Source organism: Variovorax sp. LjRoot130, assembly GCF_964253755.1.
Classification (GTDB): domain Bacteria; phylum Pseudomonadota; class Gammaproteobacteria; order Burkholderiales; family Burkholderiaceae_C; genus Variovorax.
In genome coordinates this window covers 3978271-3995425 of sequence record NZ_CAXURM020000001.1, presented here as the reverse complement: position 1 = coordinate 3995425, position 17155 = coordinate 3978271, and the positions used below count along the sequence as shown (strand labels likewise).

Below are 17155 nucleotides of genomic sequence, written 5' to 3'. Positions count from 1 at the left end.
CCTCAAGCGGTGACGGGGTAGGCGCCGATGACTTTGTAGAACGCGCAAAGCTTGCGCAGTTCGGCGAGGGCGGCGGCGACATTGGGCTGTAACGGATGGCCGTCGAGGTCGATGTAGAAGTAGTACTCCCACTGGCCGGTGCGCGCCGGCCGCGACTCGAAGCGCGTCATCGAGACGTTGTTGGTCTTGAGCGGCACCAGCAGGTCGTGCACTGCGCCGGGCCGGTTGGGCACGGAAACCACCAGGCTGGTGCAGTCCTTGCCCGAGGCCGGCGGCATGGCCAGGGTCTGGGGCAGGCAGATGACGGCGAAGCGCGTGCGGTTGTACGAGTCGTCCTGGATCGCGTGGGCAACGATGTGCAGCCCGAAGCGGGTAGCGGCCCGTTCGCTCGCGAGGCCGGCCCAGGCCGGATTGCCGGCCGCGAGCCGCGCACCCTCGGCGTTGCTGGAAACGGCGCGCCGCTCGGCGTTGGGCAGATGCTTGGAGAGCCAGGTCTGGCACTGCGCGAGCGCCTGCGGATGCGCCAGCACCGCTTCGATGCCTTCGAGCTCGTTGCGCGTGCGCAGCAGGTGATGGCGCACCAACAGGCTGACCTCGCCGACCACGTGGGTGGGCGAGTGCAGGAACAGGTCGAGCGAGCGCGTGACCACGCCTTCGGTGGAGTTCTCGACGCCGACCACGCCGTACTGCGCGCTGCCGGCGGCCGTGGCGTGGAAGACCTCGTCGAAGGATGCGCAATAGATCAGGTCGGCGGCGCCGCCGAAGTATTCGATCGCGGCCTGTTCGCAGAAGGTGCCTTCGGGGCCGAGCACGGCGACGCGCTGCGGCGATTCGAGGGCCAGACAGGCCGACATGATCTCGCGCCAGATGGCCGCCACGTGCAGCGCCTTGAGCGGCCCGCCGTTGCTCTGCTGCATCTTCTCGATCACCTGCGCCACGCGATCGGGCCGGAAGTAGGGCGTGCCCTCGCGCTTCTTGACCTCGCCGACCAGCTCGGCGACGTGCGCGCGGCGGTTCAGCAGGTCGAGCAGTTGCTGGTCGAGCGAATCGATCTGCACGCGCAGATCGGCGAGGCTGGCGGAATTGTCGGAGGCAGGAGGCTGTGGGGTGGGTGCGGTCATCGGTCAGGCTCGCATGCATCTAGGCATGCGACCGCTCGAATTCTCGCATGTAGCTCACGAGTGCCTGCACGCCGGCCAGCGGCATCGCGTTGTAAATACTGGCCCGCATGCCGCCGACCGACTTGTGCCCCTTCAGCTGCAGCAGACCCGCTTCGCGCGCGCCGGCGAGGAAGGCCTCGTTGCGGCTTTCGTCCTTGAGGAAGAAGGGCACATTCATGCGCGAGCGGCAGTTGGCGGCGACCTTGTTCTCGTAGAAGCTGGAAGCGTCGATGAAGCCGTAGAGAAGCTGCGCCTTCGCGATGTTGCGCTGCTCCATCGCCTCGACGCCGCGAAGCTCGCCCTCCGTCTGCTGCAGCAGCCATTGGAAGGTCAGGCCGGCGACGTAGATGCCCCAGGTCGGCGGCGTGTTGTACATCGACTTGTTCTCTGCCACCGTCTTGTAGTTGAAGGCCGTGGGGCAGATGTCGAGCGCGCGTCCCAGCAGGTCGTCGCGCACGATCACGATCGTGAGGCCGGCCGGGCCGAGGTTCTTCTGCGCGCCGCCGAAGGCGAGGCCCACGCGGCGCCAGTCGACCGGCCGCGACGCGACATGGGAAGAGAAATCGATGACGAGCGGGGCGTCGCTGCCCAGTGCGGCGAGATCGGGCAACTCCTGGAATTCGATGCCGTGGATCGTCTCGTTGGAACAGATGTGCACGTACGACGCGTCGCGCGCGAGCTGCCAGCTCGCGGGGTCGGGCAGCCGCGTGTGCTGGCTGTCGGCATTGGACGCGGCGACGTTCGCCTTGCAGTAGCGCTGCGCTTCCTTCTGCGATTTGGCGCTCCAGCTGCCGGTGATCACGAAGTCGGCGCCGGCGCCGCGCGACAGGTTCATCGGCACGATCGCGTTCTCGCCGAGGCCGCCGCCCTGCATGAAAAGGATGTGGAAGTGCGCAGGTACCGCGAGCAGCGTCCGGATGTCGGCCTCGGCCTGCGAGCAGATCGCGCCGAACTCCTTGCCGCGATGGCTCATCTCCATCACGCTCATGCCGCTGCCTTGCCAGTCCAGCATGTCGGAGGCGGCGCGTTGCAGCACTGCCTCCGGCATCGCGGCCGGACCGGCGGAGAAGTTGTACGGGCGCGGACCCTGCGTCACTTCTTGGCGGGCGCCTTGGGCGCCGGCTTGGCCGGTGCTGCCGCGCCGTTGCCGGTCGGGGCGCCCAATGCCTTGGCAACGTTGGTGTCGAGCGTGCGCATCTTCGGTTCGATACTCGTGCGGGTCTCGGCCACGAGCTTTTCCGTGAGTGCGGTCTGCATCTTCGGATTGAGTTCCTGGTACTTCTTGCTCAAGGGCGAGCTGATCCAGGCCAGCAGCTGGCGCAGTTCTTCGTCGCTGAAGTTGTCGCGCAGGATCGGGCCCAGGGCGTCCGGCGCGAGCGCCACCGCCTTGTCGCGCACGATGGGGTAAGCCTCGTCGAAGTACTTCTTGAGCTCGGCGTCGGCGGCCTTTGCGGCGGCTTCGCGCTTGTCGGCCGGCACCTGCGTCTGCAGATACTGCGAACCCGCTTGAGCGATGGGGGCGCTGGACTGCTCGACCAGGCCGCGCGCCAGCGCTTCGATGCCGGGGCGCTGCAGATCGATGAATTGCTTGACCATCGCCGCCTTGTCCTGTGCCATGGCCATCGAGCTGCCGGCGAGCGCGACCGTCAAGAGCGCGAGTTTGAGTTTTTTCACTGAGGGTTCTCCGTTGAAGATGATGAGGAAGTGTCGTCGGCGTCGGGCTCGTTCTCCACGTTCGCGTCGTTCTCGACGATGCGCTGCAGCCCGCTGAGCTTGGCGCCTTCGTCGAGCCCGATCAGCGTGACGCCTTGCGTCGCGCGTCCGAGTTCGCGGATTTCGGAGACACGGGTGCGTACGAGCACGCCCTTGTCGGTGATGAGCATGATCTCGTCGTCGGCATGCACGAGAGTCGCGGCCACGACCTTGCCGTTGCGCTCACTTTGCTGAATCGCGATCATGCCCTTGGTTCCCCGGCCATGACGCGTGTACTCGGTAATGCTTGTGCGTTTTCCGTAACCATTTTCCGTCGCGGTCAGGACGCTCTGCTCCTCGTCCTCCGCGACCAGCATGGCGATCACGCCCTGGCCGTCCTCGAGCGTCATGCCGCGCACGCCGCGTGCGTTGCGGCCCATCGGACGCACATCGTTCTCGTCGAAACGCACGGCCTTGCCGCCGTCGGAAAACAGCATCACGTCGTGCGCGCCGTCGGTCAGCGCGGCGCCGATCAGGTAGTCGCCCGGGTCGAGATCCACTGCGATGATGCCGGCCTTGCGCGGGTTGCTGAATTCGTCGAGCGCAGTCTTCTTGACCGTGCCCATCGAGGTCGCCATGAACACGTATTGATTGGCCGGGAAGGTGCGCTTCTCGCCGGTCAGGGGCAGCACGACGTTGATCTTCTCGCCTTCCTGCAGCGGGAACATGTTGACGATCGGGCGTCCGCGCGAGCCGCGCGATCCGGCGGGCACCTCCCACACCTTGAGCCAGTACAGCCGGCCGCGGTTGGAGAAGCACAGGATGTAGTCGTGCGTGTTGGCGATGAAGAGCTGGTCGATCCAGTCGTCTTCCTTGGTCGCCGTGGCTTGCTTGCCGCGCCCGCCGCGTTTCTGGGCCCGGTATTCGCCCAGCGGCTGGCTCTTGATGTAGCCGCTGTGCGAGAGGGTCACGACCATGTCGGTGGGCGTGATCAGGTCTTCCGTCGAAAGATCGAAGGCGCTGTGCTCGACCTGGCTGCGGCGCACGCCGAGCTTGGTCTGACCGAACTCCTGTTTGATCGTCGTGAGCTCGTCGCCGATGATCACCGAGACGCGCTCGGGCTTGGCCAGGATGTCCAGCAGATCGTCGATCTCCGCCATGACTTCCTTGTACTCGGCCACGATCTTGTCCTGCTCCAGGCCGGTCAGGCGCTGCAGGCGCATCTGCAGGATTTCCTGGGCCTGCGTGTCCGACAGCTTGTAGAGCCCGTCGGCGCTCATGCCGTATTCGATCTCGAGTCCGTCGGGGCGGTAGTCGTCGGCGTTGATGACGCCGCCGTCGGCCCGCGTGCGGGTGAGCATCTCGCGCACCAGCTTGCTGTCCCAGCGGCGGTTCATCAGCTCGGCCTTGGCCACCGGCGGCGTCGGCGCGTTGCGAATGATGGCGATGAATTCGTCGATGTTGGCGAGCGCGACCGCCAGGCCCTCGAGCACGTGGCCGCGTTCGCGCGCCTTGCGCAGTGTGAACACCGTGCGGCGCGTCACGACTTCGCGGCGGTGCTGCAGGAAGACCTGGATCAGGTCTTTGAGGTTGCACAGCTTCGGCTGGCCGTCCACCAGCGCCACCATGTTGATGCCGAAGGTGTCCTGCAGTTGGGTCTGCTTGTAGAGGTTGTTGAGCACCACTTCGGGCACTTCGCCGCGCTTGAGCTCGATCACCAGCCGCATGCCCGACTTGTCGGACTCATCCTGGATGTGGCTGATGCCTTCGATCTTCTTCTCGTGCACCAGCTCGGCCATGCGCTCCTGCAGCGTCTTCTTGTTGACCTGATAGGGCAGCTCGTCGACGATGATCGCCTGCCGTTGGCCGCGGTCGATGTCCTCGAAGTGGCACTTCGCCCGCATCACCACCTTGCCGCGGCCGGTGCGATAGCCGTCCTTGATGCCGTTGATGCCATAGATGATCCCGGCCGTCGGAAAGTCGGGCGCCGGAATGATCTCCATCAGGTCGTCGATGTTGGCGTCCGGGTGGCGCAGCAGGTGCAGGCAGCCGTCGACGACTTCGTTCAGGTTGTGCGGCGGGATGTTGGTCGCCATGCCGACCGCAATGCCGCCCGAGCCATTGACCAGCAAATTGGGCAGCTTGCTCGGCAATACCAGCGGTTCTTTCTCGCTGCCGTCGTAATTCGGACCGAAATCGACGGTTTCCTTGTCAATATCGGCCAGCATTTCATGCGCAATCTTCGCGAGCCGAATTTCCGTGTAGCGCATCGCGGCCGCGTTGTCACCATCGACCGATCCGAAATTGCCCTGGCCATCGACCAGCATGTGGCGCATGGAAAAGTCCTGCGCCAGCCGCACGATGGTGTCATAGACCGACTGGTCGCCGTGCGGGTGGTACTTACCGATCACATCGCCGACGATACGGGCCGACTTCTTGTACGCCCGGTTCCAGTCATTGTTGAGCTCGTGCATCGCATACAGCACGCGCCGGTGCACCGGCTTGAGGCCGTCCCTCGCATCGGGGAGCGCACGCCCCACGATCACGCTCATCGCGTAATCGAGATAGCTGCGGCGCATTTCCTCTTCGAGGCTGATGGGTAGAGTTTCTTTGGCGAACGAGGTCATGGGCAGCAGGCTGACGGCAAGGGGCCGAATTTTACGCCGCGGAGGGTGTCGCACCGCCGCAACACAAGGCCGGTATTCCGCCTCCGTCCTACGTTTCAGGGGCGCCTCGCGGGCGGTTTGCCAAAGACCCTATGGCACAATCGCCTCAACGTTTTGGGTGGTGGTCACTTAAAGCGTCCTTGATTCGCAGCGCGGCTGCGGCTTTTTCCCCAAGAGGAGAACCATGAAGAAACTGAATAAAGTGGCGATGATGTTTGCAGTCGCTGCGCTCGCCACTGCCGCCGGCGCGCAGACCCGCGTTACCGCCGCGAACGGTGGCCCCGTGATCGACAACTGGCAAAACGGCACCAGCGAACTGGTCTGGAAAAACGGCACCAATGAACTGTGCTGGCGCGATGCCAACTGGACGCCCGCCACGGCTGCCGCTGGTTGCGACGGTGCGCTCGTTCCCGCTGCACCTCCCGCCGCTGTGGCCCCGGCTGCTCCGGCACCTGTCCCACCTGCAGCTCCGGCTGTCGCCGCTTCGAAGGTCACCTTCGCTGCCGACGCGTTCTTCGATTTCGACAAGTCGGTCCTCAAGCCTGAAGGCCGCGCCAAGCTGGACGACCTGGTCTCGAAGATCCGTGACGTGAACCTCGAAGTGATCATCGCCGTCGGCCACACCGACTCGATCGGCACCGATGCCTACAACCAGCGCCTGTCGGTTCGCCGCGCTGAAGCCGTCAAGGCCTACCTGGTCTCGAAGGGCATCGAACGCAACCGCGTTTACACCGAAGGCAAGGGCGAGAAGCAACCCGTCGCCGACAACAAGACCAAGGAAGGTCGCGCCAAGAACCGCCGCGTGGAAATCGAAGTGGTCGGTACCCGCGCCAACCGTTGATTCGCAAGAATCTTCAAAAAGAACCCCGCCTCGGCGGGGTTTTTTTATGGGCGATCGCATTGCGATTTCGCGTTGCGGGATTCCCAGCAATTCGCGTCGTTTCATAATCTGCATATGACCGATACCGTGAATGCCGATCCGGCAGAACTTGCCAAATTTTCCGAACTCGCTCACCGCTGGTGGGATCTGGAAAGCGAATTCCGACCGCTGCACGAAATTAATCCGCTGCGCCTGGAGTGGATCGAAAGCATTGCACCGATTGCAGGATGCAGGGTGCTCGATGTGGGCTGCGGCGGCGGGATTCTGGCCGACGCCATGGCGCGGCGAGGCGCCGACGTCCTGGGCATCGATCTGGCCGACAAGGCTCTCAAGGTCGCCCAACTGCATGCGCTCGAGGCAGCGACGCGTGGCGTGAAGTACCGCGAAATCAGTGTCGAAGCGCTGGCCGCCGAACAGCCTGAGAGCTTCGACGTCGTGACCTGCATGGAAATGCTCGAGCACGTGCCTCAGCCGGCCTCCGTCGTGAAGGCCTGTGCGCAGCTTGTCAAGCCCGGCGGCTGGGTGTTCTTCTCGACCATTCATCGGAACCTGAAGTCCTTCCTGTTCGCGATCGTCGGCGCCGAGTACGTGCTGGGCATGCTGCCCCGGGGCACGCACGAGTACCAGAAGCTGATCCGGCCGAGCGAGCTGGCTGCGCATTGCCGCGCTGCAAACCTCGATTTGCGCCATACGCGCGGCCTGCAGCACAACCCGGTGACGCGGCGCTACTGGCTCAGCGACGACACCAGCGTCAACTACATGTTTGCAACCCGCAAACCATCGGCGCCCCAGCCATGATGGCGGCCGATGCGACACAGGCCGTCCTGTTCGATCTGGACGGCACGCTGATCGACAGCGCTCCGGACCTGGGCGCCGCGGCCGACCAGATGCGAACGGATCGGGGCCTGGCCTCGCTGCCCCTGGAGCGCTATCGCCCCATGGCCGGCGCCGGCGCGCGCGGGATGCTGGGCGTGGCTTTCGGCATCACACCCGATGCGCCGGAGTTCGCGCCGCTGCGCGAGGAGTTCTTCGTCAACTACGAGAATCGAATGCTGCGCAACACGCAGGTCTTCGAAGGCGTGGCCGAACTGATCGAAGCGCTTTGCGCGCGCGGGCTGCAGTGGGGCGTGGTGACCAACAAGTCGGTGCGCTTCACTGGCCCGCTGACACGCGCGATACCGCTGTTCGGCACGGCGCGCGCGATCGTCAGCGGCGACACGACGCCATATGCCAAGCCGCATCCCGAACCTTTGTTCGAGGCGGCGCGACAACTGGGGGTGCCGCCCGCTCGTTGCATCTATGTGGGCGACGACCACCGGGACATCATGGCCGGCCGGGCCGCGGGTATGGGAACGGTGGCCGCCGCCTACGGCTACATGGGCGCGGAGGCGGATGTGACGCTGTGGCAGGCCGATGCCGCCATCGCATCGCCCATGGAGCTCTTGCAACTACTCAAACCGGCCTAGAATGCAGCGCTTGGGGCTGCACTGGTTTCGACGTGGGTTCGGAATCGCAGCGGGGCATGTCGAGCTGAATGCGCTCGTAAAACAGATTCAAACAAACTAACTGCAAACGACGAACGTTTCGCACTCGCCGCTTAATTGCCGGTGAGCTTTGCAACAGCAGGCCGATGGGCTGGGCAAGGGGGCGCTAGAGCAATCTGACGCCTCCCGGCTGCAAAGATAATCTACATTGGCTGGCTCCGATCCGGGTACCTTGGGTCGGAGCGAGAACATAGGGTGCTGGCGGCCGGTGTAGCGTGCGACTGCGCGACACCGGTGGCGAGACCTAAATCAGATCGCTAAACATGTAGATCTGCGCGACGAAGGCTTGCGGACGGGGGTTCAAATCCCCCCAGCTCCACCAATACATCCAGCGAGTGACACCTCGAGCGGCCCATGCGGCCGCAAGACACCGCTTCGGCGCATGCCGGCTCCGGCTTCGCGCATCAGTCAAGGTCCATTGGATTCTTCGGGCTCACGAGGTCCGCGCTGCTCCGCGCGCGAGCTATAGTCGGCGTCGCTCGCCCAGAGGACACCCATGGATTCAATGACGACCGCGCTCACGAGTTACTACGACACCGTGCCGTACGACTCGCATCCGTTTCCTCAGTCTGCGGTGGAGCACCTGGAGGCGCTGGCCTTCCTGTTCGGGCTGGAGGCGCCTGCGCCGGCGCAGGCACGCGTGCTCGAACTCGGCAGCGCGGCCGGCGGCAACCTGATCCCTTTCGCGGCACGCCACCCGGAGGCGAGAGCGCTCGGCGTGGACCTTTCGCCGGTGCAGATCCGGCAGGGCGCGGCAGCCATCGAGCACTCGGGCCTGAAGAACGTCGAACTGCGCGCTCTCGACATCGCCAGCATCGACGCCTCCTTCGGTCAGTTCGACTACATCATCTGCCACGGCGTCTACAGCTGGGTGCCGGCGCCGGTGCAGGACGCGATCCTGCGCGTGTGCTCAGAGAACCTCGCACCCAACGGCGTGGCCTACGTGAGCTACAACGTGTACCCGGGCTGGAAGGCGCGCGAGATCGTGCGCGACGCCATGATCCTGCGCGGCGCCCCGCGCGACGAGCCGGACGAGAAACTCTCCTACGCGCGCGGCATGCTCGAGTTTCTCGAACAGTCGGCGCGGCCGGACAGCGTGCTCAAGAAGACGCTCGAAGAGACCATGCCGATCGTGCGTGCCGCGAACAGCTCCTACCTGCTGCACGAGTTCCTCGAGCCCTGCAACTCGCCCTGCTACTTCAAGGAGTTCGCCGCGCGTGCGAGCACGCACGGGCTCAGCTACCTGGCGGACGCCGAGCCGTCGACCATGTTCGTCCAGAACTACGGCGAAAAAGTGCGCGATCCCTTGCTGCGCGAATGCGGAGGCAGCCAGATCATGATGGAGCAGTACCTGGACTTCCTGGTCAACCGCACCTTCCGTCAGACGCTGCTCGTGAAGCAGGAACGTGCCGCCGAGATCCGCTATCGCCTTGTCCCGGAGCGCATCCGCGCGCTCGAATTCGCCGGCGTGTTCGCAGCCGAAGGCGGTGGCGTGCTGACGCTCGATGCGCAGGAGCAGCCCTGCAATGCGATGCGCAACCTCAAGATCACGCTGCGGCTGCCGCTTCAAAAAGCGGTGGCGCAGGTGCTCGACGAGCGCTACCCGGCCACCGCCTCGGCCGACGCGCTGATTGCCGAGGTCTCGGCGCGGACCGGCGAACCGCGCGCCGCGGTCGAGCCGCTCGTCATGGCGATGCTCGAAGAGCTGCTGATCCTCGGCGCCGTCCGCATCCGGCGCGCCGCGCCGCAGGCGGGCGCGCAAGTGTCGGAGTTCCCGCGTGCGCTGGCCGCGGTGCGCAGGACTCCCGGTCTCGCGCTGAATGCCGGACCCTCGGCCATTGCCTGCAACCTGTGGCATGAGCCGGTGGGCCTTTCTTTGCTCGAGCGCTGCCTGCTGCCGCTGCTCGACGGCGAGCATTCGCACGAGTCCCTGGCATTGCACCTGGCGGTTGAAGCCCGCGCTGAGCGCCTGCGCTTCATCAAGGACGAAAAGCCGCTCACCGAAGCAGGTGCGCTGCGCGAGTTCACGCAGCAACAGGTAGCGCTTGCCCTTCGGGACTTGCGCCGCAAGGGGCTGCTTGCGGGCTGATCCATTCTTCAAAGGAGATAAAACCGTGAAACAACTTCAGTGGACTTCGGCCTTGCGAGGCGCCGTCGCGGCGGCGCTCGCGCTGGCAGGCGCGGCACAGCTTCACGCGGCCTCGCAGGCGCCCGTGGCGGCCGAGAACGGCATGGTCGTGAGCGCCCAGCATCTGGCGACCAAGATCGGCGTCGACGTGCTCAAGCGCGGCGGCAATGCGATCGATTCCGCGGTGGCGGTCGGCTATGCGCTGGCGGTGGTCTACCCGGCGGCCGGGAACCTGGGCGGCGGTGGTTTCATGACGGTGCAACTGGCCGACGGCCGCAAGTCCTTCCTCGACTTCCGCGAGAAGGCGCCGCTGGCCGCCACTGCCAACATGTACCTCGACAAGGATGGCAACGTCGTCAAGGGCCTGAGCACGAACGGCCACCTCGCCGTCGGCGTGCCCGGCACCGTCTCCGGCCTCGAGCTGGCGCGCGAGAAGTACGGCACCATGAAGCGCGATGCGCTGATCGCGCCTTCGATCGCGCTGGCCGAGCGTGGCTTCGTGCTGGAGCAGGGCGACATCGACTTGCTCGCCACCGCGACCGCCGACTTCAAGAAAGATCCGGCCTCCGGCGCGATCTTCCTGAACAAGGGCGAGCCTTTCGCGGTCGGCCAGAAGCTGGTGCAGAAAGACCTCGCGAAAACGCTCAAGGCCATCAGCCGCAACGGCGTCGACGGCTTCTACAAGGGCCCCGTAGGCGCCGCGCTCGTGGCCTCCAGCCAGGCCGGCAAGGGCATCATCACGCAGGCCGACCTGAACCAGTACACGACCCGCGAACTGGCGCCGGTCGAATGCGACTACCGCGGCTATCACGTGGTCTCGGCGCCGCCACCGAGCTCGGGTGGGGTGGTGATCTGCGAGATGCTGAACATCCTCGAGGGCTATCCGCTCAAGGACCTCGGCTTCCGCTCGGCGCAGGCCGTGCACTACCAGATCGAGGCCATGCGCCATGCCTATGTCGACCGCAACAGCTACCTCGGCGACCCCGACTTCGTGAAGAACCCGCTCGACCGGCTGCTCGACAAGGGCTATGCCGAAAAGATCCGTGCCGTGATCGACCCGAAGAAAGCCGGCGTCTCGAAGGACATCAAGCCCGGCGTCGCACCCCATGAAGGCAGCAACACCACTCACTATTCGATCATCGACCAGTGGGGCAATGCGGTCTCGGTGACCTACACGCTCAACGACTGGTTCGGCGCCAAGGTCACGGCCGCCGGCACCGGCGTGTTGCTCAACGACGAGATGGACGACTTCACCGTGAAGATTGGCGTGCCCAACCTCTACGGTCTTGTGCAGGGCGAAACCAACGCCATCGCCCCGGGCAAGCGTCCGCTCAGCTCGATGAGTCCTACCATCCTGACCAAGGACGGCAAGCCGGTCTTCATCGTCGGAACGCCGGGCGGCAGCCGCATCATCACCGCGGTGCTCCACACGATCCTCAACGTCGTCGACTACGAAATGAACGTGCAGGAGGCCGTCGACGCGCCGCGCTTCCACCAGCAATGGCTGCCCGACGTGACCAACGTCGAGACCTTCGCGCTCAGCCCCGACACGCGCAAGATCCTGACCGACATGGGCCACAACCTCGGAGTGCCGCAGCCGGCCAATCACGTGGCGGCAATCACCATCGGTGCGCCTGCGCTGGGCGGCAAGCCGGTCGGCAAGAACCGCTTCTACGGCGCCAACGATCCGCGGCGCAACACCGGCCTGGCCCTCGGGTATTGATGCGGATCGACGAGATTCTTTATACCCAGGGCTTCGGCACCCGGCGCGTCTGCGCCGGGCTGGTCCAGCAAGGGCTGGTAAGGGTGGCGGGCACCGTCGTCGCAGATCCGGCGACGGAATTCGAGGCGGAGGGCCTGCTCCTCACTGTGCAGGGCACCGAGTGGGCATATCACGAGAAGGCCTACCTGATGCTGCACAAGCCGGCCGGTACCGAGTGCTCGCAGAAGCCGTCGACCTATCCCAGCATCTACACGCTGCTGCCGTCGCCGCTGCGCCTGCGTCCCAACAAAGGCGCAGTGCAGGGCGTGCAGGCCATCGGCCGGCTAGACCAGGACACCACCGGCTTGCTGCTCCTGACCGACGACGGCCAGTTCATCCACCGCATGGGCTCGCCCAAGCATCATGTGCCGAAGGTCTATGAGGTCGGCACCAAGCATGCGATCGACGACACGCAGGTGGCCCGGCTGCTCGCCGGCGTGGTGCTCGACGACGATCCGAAGCCGGTGCGCGCGGCGGCCTGCGAGCCGGTCGGGCCGCTGCAGCTCCGACTCACGCTGACCGAAGGCAAGTACCACCAGGTCAAGCGCATGCTGGCCGCCGTGGGCAACCGGGTCGAGACCCTGCACCGCTCGCGCATCGGACCGCTCGCGCTGCCTGAAGACCTGGCGCCGGGCCAGTGGCGCTGGCTGGAGTCGGCGCAGGTCGAGGCCTTGCGAACGGCGCGCCCAAGTCAGCCAGCGAACAGGGTCGATCGTTAAAATCGCAAGCCTGCTTCTGGAACTTCCCCCTTGCGCTTCTCTTTCCCCCCGATAGGCCGCCTCGCGGCCTTTTTGTTTGCCTGTGCGGCGCTGCCGTCGCTTGCTGCCGAACCACCGCCGGTCTTCGTGCTCAATTCGCTCGATGCCACGGTGAGCGTGGTCGATCCGGTCAGCTGGACCGAGAAGCTGCGCATCCCGACCGGCAAGGAGCCGCACCATCTCTACCTGTCGCCCGACGAGAACTCGCTGATCGTCGCCAATTCGGCCGGCGACTCGCTCACCTTCCTGAACCCGCGCACGGCCGAGGTTCAGCGCGTGGTCTACGGCATCATCGACCCTTATCACCTGCGCTTCTCGCCCGACATGAAGTGGTTCGTCACCGCCGGCAACCGGCTCAACCACATCGACGTCTACCGCTGGGACGGCAAGGAGCCCAAGCTGGTCAAGCGCATCCCCTCGGGCAAGACGCCGAGCCACATCTGGATCGACGGCAAGAGCACCACGGCCTACGTCACGATGCAGGACAGCGACGAACTGGTCGCGGTCGATCTCGCCACGCAGACCATCCGCTGGCGCACGCCTACCGGCCCGATGCCGGCCGACATCTTCGGCATCCACGACGGCAAGACGCTGCTGGTCGGCCTCACGGGCAGCGACGGCGTGCAGGTCTTCGACGTGGCCGGCCGGGAGCCGAAGCTGGTCGGCAAGATTCCCACCGGCAAGGGCGCCCACGCCTTCCGCTCGGCCGGCGACGGCCGCAGCGTCTTCGTCAGCAACCGCGTGGCCAACACCATCAGCCGCATCGACCTGCAGACGCTGCAGGTCAGCGACACCTACCCGGTGGGCGGCGGACCCGACTGCATGGACGTCTCGGCCGACGGCAAGACGCTCTACGTGACCTCGCGCTGGGCCAGGAAGCTCAGCGTGGTCGATCTGGCTGCCCACAAGGTGGTGCGGCAGGTGCCAGTCGGCCGCTCGCCCCACGGCGTCTGGACCCTCGATCATGCAAAACGCTAGATACGCGCTCGCGCTGCTCTTGCTCGCTGCGGGTGCGGCGCCAATCAGCGCCGTCGCACAGGCCAGCTGCGCCAAGCCGGTCTACCTGAGCTTCGACACCGGCCACATGGGCGTGGCGCCGCTGGTGGCCGAGGTGCTCAAGCGCCAGGAGGTGCGTGTCACCTTCTTCGGCGCGGCCGAGCGCACGCTGAGCGGCGGCGACAGCCTCGACAACCAGTGGGCGCCGTGGTGGAAGGCGAGGGCGGCCGAAGGCCACGAGTTCGCGTCCCACACCTACGACCATGCCTACTGGCGCGGCGACGTGAAGGGACTCGCGCCGCGCTTCCGCATCGCACCCTCGGCCGGCGCCTTTGCCGGCCGGCAGTTCACCTGGGACGCGGAACAGTACTGCGCCAATATCACCAAGGCTTCCGAGCGCCTGCAGTACGTCACGGGCAAGAAGCCGCTGCCGCTGTTTCGCGCGCCGGGGGGCAAGACTTCGCCCAGGCTGCTGGCGGCCGCCAAGGCCTGCGGCTATGCGCACGTGGGCTGGGCGCCGGCCGGCTTGCTGGGCGACGAGCTGCCGAGCGAGAAGTTCAGCAACGAGAAGCTGCTGCAACAGGCCCTCGATCACATCCAGCCCGGCGACATCCTGATTGCGCACCTGGGCATCTGGTCGCGCAAGGACCCGTGGGCGCCGGCCGTGCTGGAGCCCTTGATCGTCGGCCTCAAGGCCAAGGGCTTCTGCTTCGAGACGCTGCGCCAGCATCCCGCGTATCGTGAATGGATCGCGTCTCATCCCTGAATCGCGCGGTGTTCCGATGGACTGGCTGACCGACCCCTTCTCCAACCTGCAGCAATGGCTTTTCGAGGCGGCCGTGCAGCCGCTGGTCTACGCCATCGGCCTCGGCGGCTGGGTCGAGGACGCCTTCGACGCCACCGGATGGCTGCTGGTCGGCCTGATCCAGATAGGGGTGCTGGTGGCCGTGTTCGGTCCGCTGCAGCGCTGGCGGCCGGCGGAGCCGGTGCTCGATCGGCCCGCCATCCGCACCGACATCCTCTACACGCTGATCCACCGGCTGGGGCTGTTCCGGCTGGCCATGTTTTTCGCGCTGGACCCGCTGTTCGACGAGATCCTCGGCACCGTGCGCGCGGCCGGCTGGGGCTCCTTCCACCTCGACCAGCTCTGGCCCGGCGTGACCGACATTCCCTGGGTCGCGTTTGCGATCTACCTGGTGGTGCTCGACCTGGTCGAGTACTTCATCCATCGCGGCCAGCACGGCTTCCAGTGGTGGTGGGCGCTGCATTCGCTGCACCATTCGCAGCGCCAGATGACGATGTGGAGCGACAACCGCAACCACCTGCTCGACGACGTGATCCACGACACGATCATCGTCGTCGTCGCCCAGCTGATCGGCGTGGCGCCGGGGCAGTTCATCGCGATCGTGGCCTTCACCCAGCTCAGCGAGAGCCTGCAGCATGCCAATCTGCGGCTCGGCTTCGGCGCGATCGGCGAACGGCTCTGGATCAGCCCGCGCTTCCACCGCGTGCACCACAGCATCGGGATCGGGCACGAGTCGCAGGGGCCTCGTACGCTCGGCGGCCACAACTTCGGCGTGCTGCTGCCGTGGTGGGACATGCTGTTTCGCACCGTCAATTTCGAGGAGCGCTACGACCCGACCGGCATCCGCGACCAGGTCGAGCCCGACGCCGGGGGCCGCGTACGCGACTACGGGCGCGGTTTCTGGGCGCAGCAGTGGCTGGGGCTCAGGCGTCTTGTCGACCGCGGCTGATCTCGATTCCACGCGACAGGGTTATCCTCGGCGCCGATGCGTCTTCTTCTCGACTCCTTCTGGCGTTCCGTGGCCTATTGCATGCACCCGCGGGTGATCGTGCTCTCGCTGCTGCCGCTCGGACTCATGGTGCTGCTGGCGGCGCTGTTCGGCTATTTCTACTGGGACGCGACCGTGGCATGGACGCGCGAGGCGCTCGACGCCTGGCCGCTTCTGTCCAGCTTCTGGGGCTGGATCGGACGCCTGTTCTCCGGTGACGTCACGGCCGTGCTGGCGCCGATGGTGGTGGTGATCGCGGCCACGCCGCTGATCGTTGTGGTGTCGCTCCTGATCGTGGCCGGGTTCATGGCGCCGCCACTCACGCGGCTGGTGGCCGACCGCCGTTTCCCGTCGCTGGAGCAGAAGAGGGGCGCCTCCTTCTTCGGCAGCGTCGTCCGCTCGCTGGGCCTCACCGTGCTGGCGCTGCTCGCGCTCGTCGTCTCGATGCCGCTATGGCTCATTCCGCCGCTGGTGCTGATCCTGCCGCCGCTGATTTGGGGCTGGCTGACCTACCGCGTGATGAGCTTCGACGCCCTGGCCGAGCATGCGAGCCCGGAGGAGCGCGAGGCCTTGCTGCGCGCCCATCGGCTGCCGCTGCTCGGCGTCGGCGTGCTGTGCGGCTACCTGGGCGCCGCCCCGAGCATCGTCTGGGCGTCGGGGCTGCTGTTCGCTGCGGCTTTCTTCGTGCTGGTGCCGCTCGCGATCTGGATCTACACGCTGGTGTTCGCCTTCTCCGCGCTCTGGTTCGCGCACTACTGCCTGGATGCCCTGGCCCAGCTGCGGGCGCAGCGCGCGGCGGCGGCCGTTTCACCTTCCGCGGCCGAGATGGCAGATGTCCATGCGGCCGCCACCCAATGGGGCGCACCATGAGCACACGTTCGTTCGGCCTTCTCGTCGTCGGCGACGAAATCCTGTCGGGCAAGCGTGTCGACAAGCACATGCCCAAGGTCATCGAGCTGCTCGCCGCGCGCGGCCTGCAGCTGGCCTGGGCCGAGTACGTCGGCGACGTGCCGGTGCGCATCACGGAAGCGCTCGCGCGCGCCTTCGCCTCGGGCGACGTCGTGTTCTCCACCGGCGGCATCGGCGCTACGCCCGACGATCACACACGCCAGTGCGCGGCCGCGGCGCTGGGCGTGCCGCTGGGGCTGCATCCGGAAGCCGAGGTGCTGATCCGCGAACGCATGCAGGACACCGCGCGCGAGCAGGGCACGGTCTACGAGCCCGACCGTCCGGACAACGTGCACCGGCTCAACATGGGCGTGTTCCCGCTCGGCGCCAACATCATCCGCAACCCCTACAACAAGATTCCGGGCTTCAGCGTCGGCGACGTGCACTTCGTGCCGGGCTTCCCGGTCATGGCCTGGCCGATGATCGAATCGGTGCTCGACGAGCGCTATGCGCACCTGTTCGCGCACGGTCGGGCGATGGAGAAATCGGTCATCGTCTACGGCGCCATGGAGGCCGCGCTCACGCCGCTGATGGAAGCCGTCGAACTCGCGCATCCCGGCATCAAGGTCTTCAGCCTGCCGAGCGTGGACCATGCCGAGCACGGCCGCCACATCGAGCTCGGCGTCAAGGGGGATGCCGAGCGCATCGATGCCGCCTACGTACAGCTGCTCGAGGGCCTGCACGCCTTTGGCGCGCGTCTTGGAACCGAATTGGTGCGTTAATCTTGATTGCACCAGTTTGGTTACAACTTGCCTGCTTTTGGGGTTTCGGCGCAGTGCCGGGTACCCCTCTTCGGCAGTGACAATGGGCACAAAAACTGCATTCCCA

General features: G+C 66.0%; 15 protein-coding genes and 1 other RNA gene. 12 read left to right on the top strand and 4 right to left on the bottom strand.

The window, feature by feature from the left end; translation table 11 throughout:
* Positions 1–2 precede the first annotated feature (2 nt).
* From pheA to gyrA, 4 genes are read right to left on the bottom strand one after another with little or no spacing between them, the layout of a single operon-like run.
* The gene (gene pheA / locus ACSQ86_RS19935; protein WP_436304761.1) at positions 3–1121 is read right to left on the bottom strand and encodes a prephenate dehydratase; all 1119 of its coding nucleotides are present in this window, start codon (positions 1119–1121) and stop codon (positions 3–5) included.
* 19 nt (positions 1122–1140) lie between these two features.
* Positions 1141–2256 (bottom strand): 3-phosphoserine/phosphohydroxythreonine transaminase, encoded by a 1116-nt coding sequence (serC, locus tag ACSQ86_RS19930; protein ID WP_436291011.1) that lies wholly within the window; start codon positions 2254–2256, stop codon positions 1141–1143.
* Entirely contained in the window at positions 2253–2834 is a 582-nt protein-coding gene (locus tag ACSQ86_RS19925) for a DUF2059 domain-containing protein (protein ID WP_436304760.1), read from the bottom strand. Before ACSQ86_RS19925 ends, serC begins: the two co-directional genes overlap by 4 nt.
* Positions 2831–5479: a DNA gyrase subunit A gene (gyrA, locus tag ACSQ86_RS19920; protein WP_436304759.1), complete on the bottom strand. Its 2649-nt coding sequence runs from the start codon at positions 5477–5479 to the stop codon at positions 2831–2833. Before gyrA ends, ACSQ86_RS19925 begins: the two co-directional genes overlap by 4 nt.
* Before the next feature lie 223 nt (positions 5480–5702).
* Between gyrA and ompA the strand changes: the two genes are divergently transcribed.
* From ompA to ACSQ86_RS19860, 12 genes are all read left to right on the top strand, one after another.
* A complete protein-coding gene (gene ompA / locus ACSQ86_RS19915) occupies positions 5703–6359 on the top strand; it encodes an outer membrane protein OmpA (protein ID WP_093103112.1) in 657 nt (218 codons plus the stop codon).
* A 114-nt stretch (positions 6360–6473) separates the two neighbouring features.
* Positions 6474–7196, top strand: a complete 723-nt coding sequence (gene ubiG / locus ACSQ86_RS19910; RefSeq protein WP_436291013.1) for a bifunctional 2-polyprenyl-6-hydroxyphenol methylase/3-demethylubiquinol 3-O-methyltransferase UbiG — start codon at positions 6474–6476, stop codon at positions 7194–7196.
* Entirely contained in the window at positions 7196–7864 is a 669-nt protein-coding gene (locus tag ACSQ86_RS19905) for an HAD family hydrolase (protein ID WP_093103275.1), read from the top strand. The genes ubiG and ACSQ86_RS19905 overlap by 1 nt, the downstream gene beginning before the upstream one ends.
* Positions 7865–7876: 12 nt before the next feature.
* Positions 7877–8264, top strand: a transfer-messenger RNA (tmRNA) gene (ssrA, locus tag ACSQ86_RS19900).
* Between the two features lie 174 nt (positions 8265–8438).
* A complete protein-coding gene (locus ACSQ86_RS19895; RefSeq protein ID WP_093103115.1) occupies positions 8439–10031 on the top strand; it encodes a class I SAM-dependent methyltransferase in 1593 nt (530 codons plus the stop codon).
* 25 nt (positions 10032–10056) lie between these two features.
* The gene (ggt, locus tag ACSQ86_RS19890; RefSeq protein ID WP_436309475.1) at positions 10057–11793 is read left to right on the top strand and encodes a gamma-glutamyltransferase; all 1737 of its coding nucleotides are present in this window, start codon (positions 10057–10059) and stop codon (positions 11791–11793) included.
* The gene (locus tag ACSQ86_RS19885; protein ID WP_093103277.1) at positions 11793–12551 is read left to right on the top strand and encodes a pseudouridine synthase; all 759 of its coding nucleotides are present in this window, start codon (positions 11793–11795) and stop codon (positions 12549–12551) included. Before ggt ends, ACSQ86_RS19885 begins: the two co-directional genes overlap by 1 nt.
* Before the next feature lie 30 nt (positions 12552–12581).
* Positions 12582–13568, top strand: coding sequence for a YncE family protein (locus ACSQ86_RS19880; RefSeq protein WP_436304756.1), 987 nt, complete (start codon positions 12582–12584; stop codon positions 13566–13568).
* A complete protein-coding gene (locus ACSQ86_RS19875) occupies positions 13555–14352 on the top strand; it encodes a polysaccharide deacetylase family protein (protein WP_436304755.1) in 798 nt (265 codons plus the stop codon). Before ACSQ86_RS19880 ends, ACSQ86_RS19875 begins: the two co-directional genes overlap by 14 nt.
* Positions 14353–14368: 16 nt before the next feature.
* Positions 14369–15340 (top strand): sterol desaturase family protein, encoded by a 972-nt coding sequence (locus tag ACSQ86_RS19870; protein ID WP_436304754.1) that lies wholly within the window; start codon positions 14369–14371, stop codon positions 15338–15340.
* Positions 15341–15376: 36 nt separating this feature from the next.
* Positions 15377–16249, top strand: a complete 873-nt coding sequence (locus ACSQ86_RS19865; protein WP_093103121.1) for an EI24 domain-containing protein — start codon at positions 15377–15379, stop codon at positions 16247–16249.
* Positions 16234–17049 carry a competence/damage-inducible protein A gene (locus ACSQ86_RS19860; RefSeq protein ID WP_436309474.1) on the top strand — a complete coding sequence of 272 codons (816 nt, stop codon included), beginning with the start codon at positions 16234–16236 and terminating at the stop codon, positions 17047–17049. Before ACSQ86_RS19865 ends, ACSQ86_RS19860 begins: the two co-directional genes overlap by 16 nt.
* The last annotated feature ends 106 nt before the right edge of the window (positions 17050–17155 follow it).

Bases quoted from the DNA above. Each gene is read 5' to 3' on its own strand.
- ACSQ86_RS19895 (WP_093103115.1), top strand. From the start codon at position 8,439: ATGGATTCAATGACGACCGCGCTCACGAGTTACTACGACACCGTGCCG.
- ACSQ86_RS19870 (WP_436304754.1), top strand. From the start codon at position 14,369: ATGGACTGGCTGACCGACCCCTTCTCCAACCTGCAGCAATGGCTTTTC.
- gyrA (WP_436304759.1), bottom strand. From the start codon at position 5,479: ATGACCTCGTTCGCCAAAGAAACTCTACCCATCAGCCTCGAAGAGGAA.
- ACSQ86_RS19885 (WP_093103277.1), top strand. From the start codon at position 11,793: ATGCGGATCGACGAGATTCTTTATACCCAGGGCTTCGGCACCCGGCGC.
- ACSQ86_RS19860 (WP_436309474.1), top strand. From the start codon at position 16,234: ATGGGGCGCACCATGAGCACACGTTCGTTCGGCCTTCTCGTCGTCGGC.
- pheA (WP_436304761.1), bottom strand. From the start codon at position 1,121: ATGACCGCACCCACCCCACAGCCTCCTGCCTCCGACAATTCCGCCAGC.
- ompA (WP_093103112.1), top strand. From the start codon at position 5,703: ATGAAGAAACTGAATAAAGTGGCGATGATGTTTGCAGTCGCTGCGCTC.
- ACSQ86_RS19865 (WP_093103121.1), top strand. From the start codon at position 15,377: ATGCGTCTTCTTCTCGACTCCTTCTGGCGTTCCGTGGCCTATTGCATG.
- ubiG (WP_436291013.1), top strand. From the start codon at position 6,474: ATGACCGATACCGTGAATGCCGATCCGGCAGAACTTGCCAAATTTTCC.
- ACSQ86_RS19875 (WP_436304755.1), top strand. From the start codon at position 13,555: ATGCAAAACGCTAGATACGCGCTCGCGCTGCTCTTGCTCGCTGCGGGT.
- ACSQ86_RS19905 (WP_093103275.1), top strand. From the start codon at position 7,196: ATGGCGGCCGATGCGACACAGGCCGTCCTGTTCGATCTGGACGGCACG.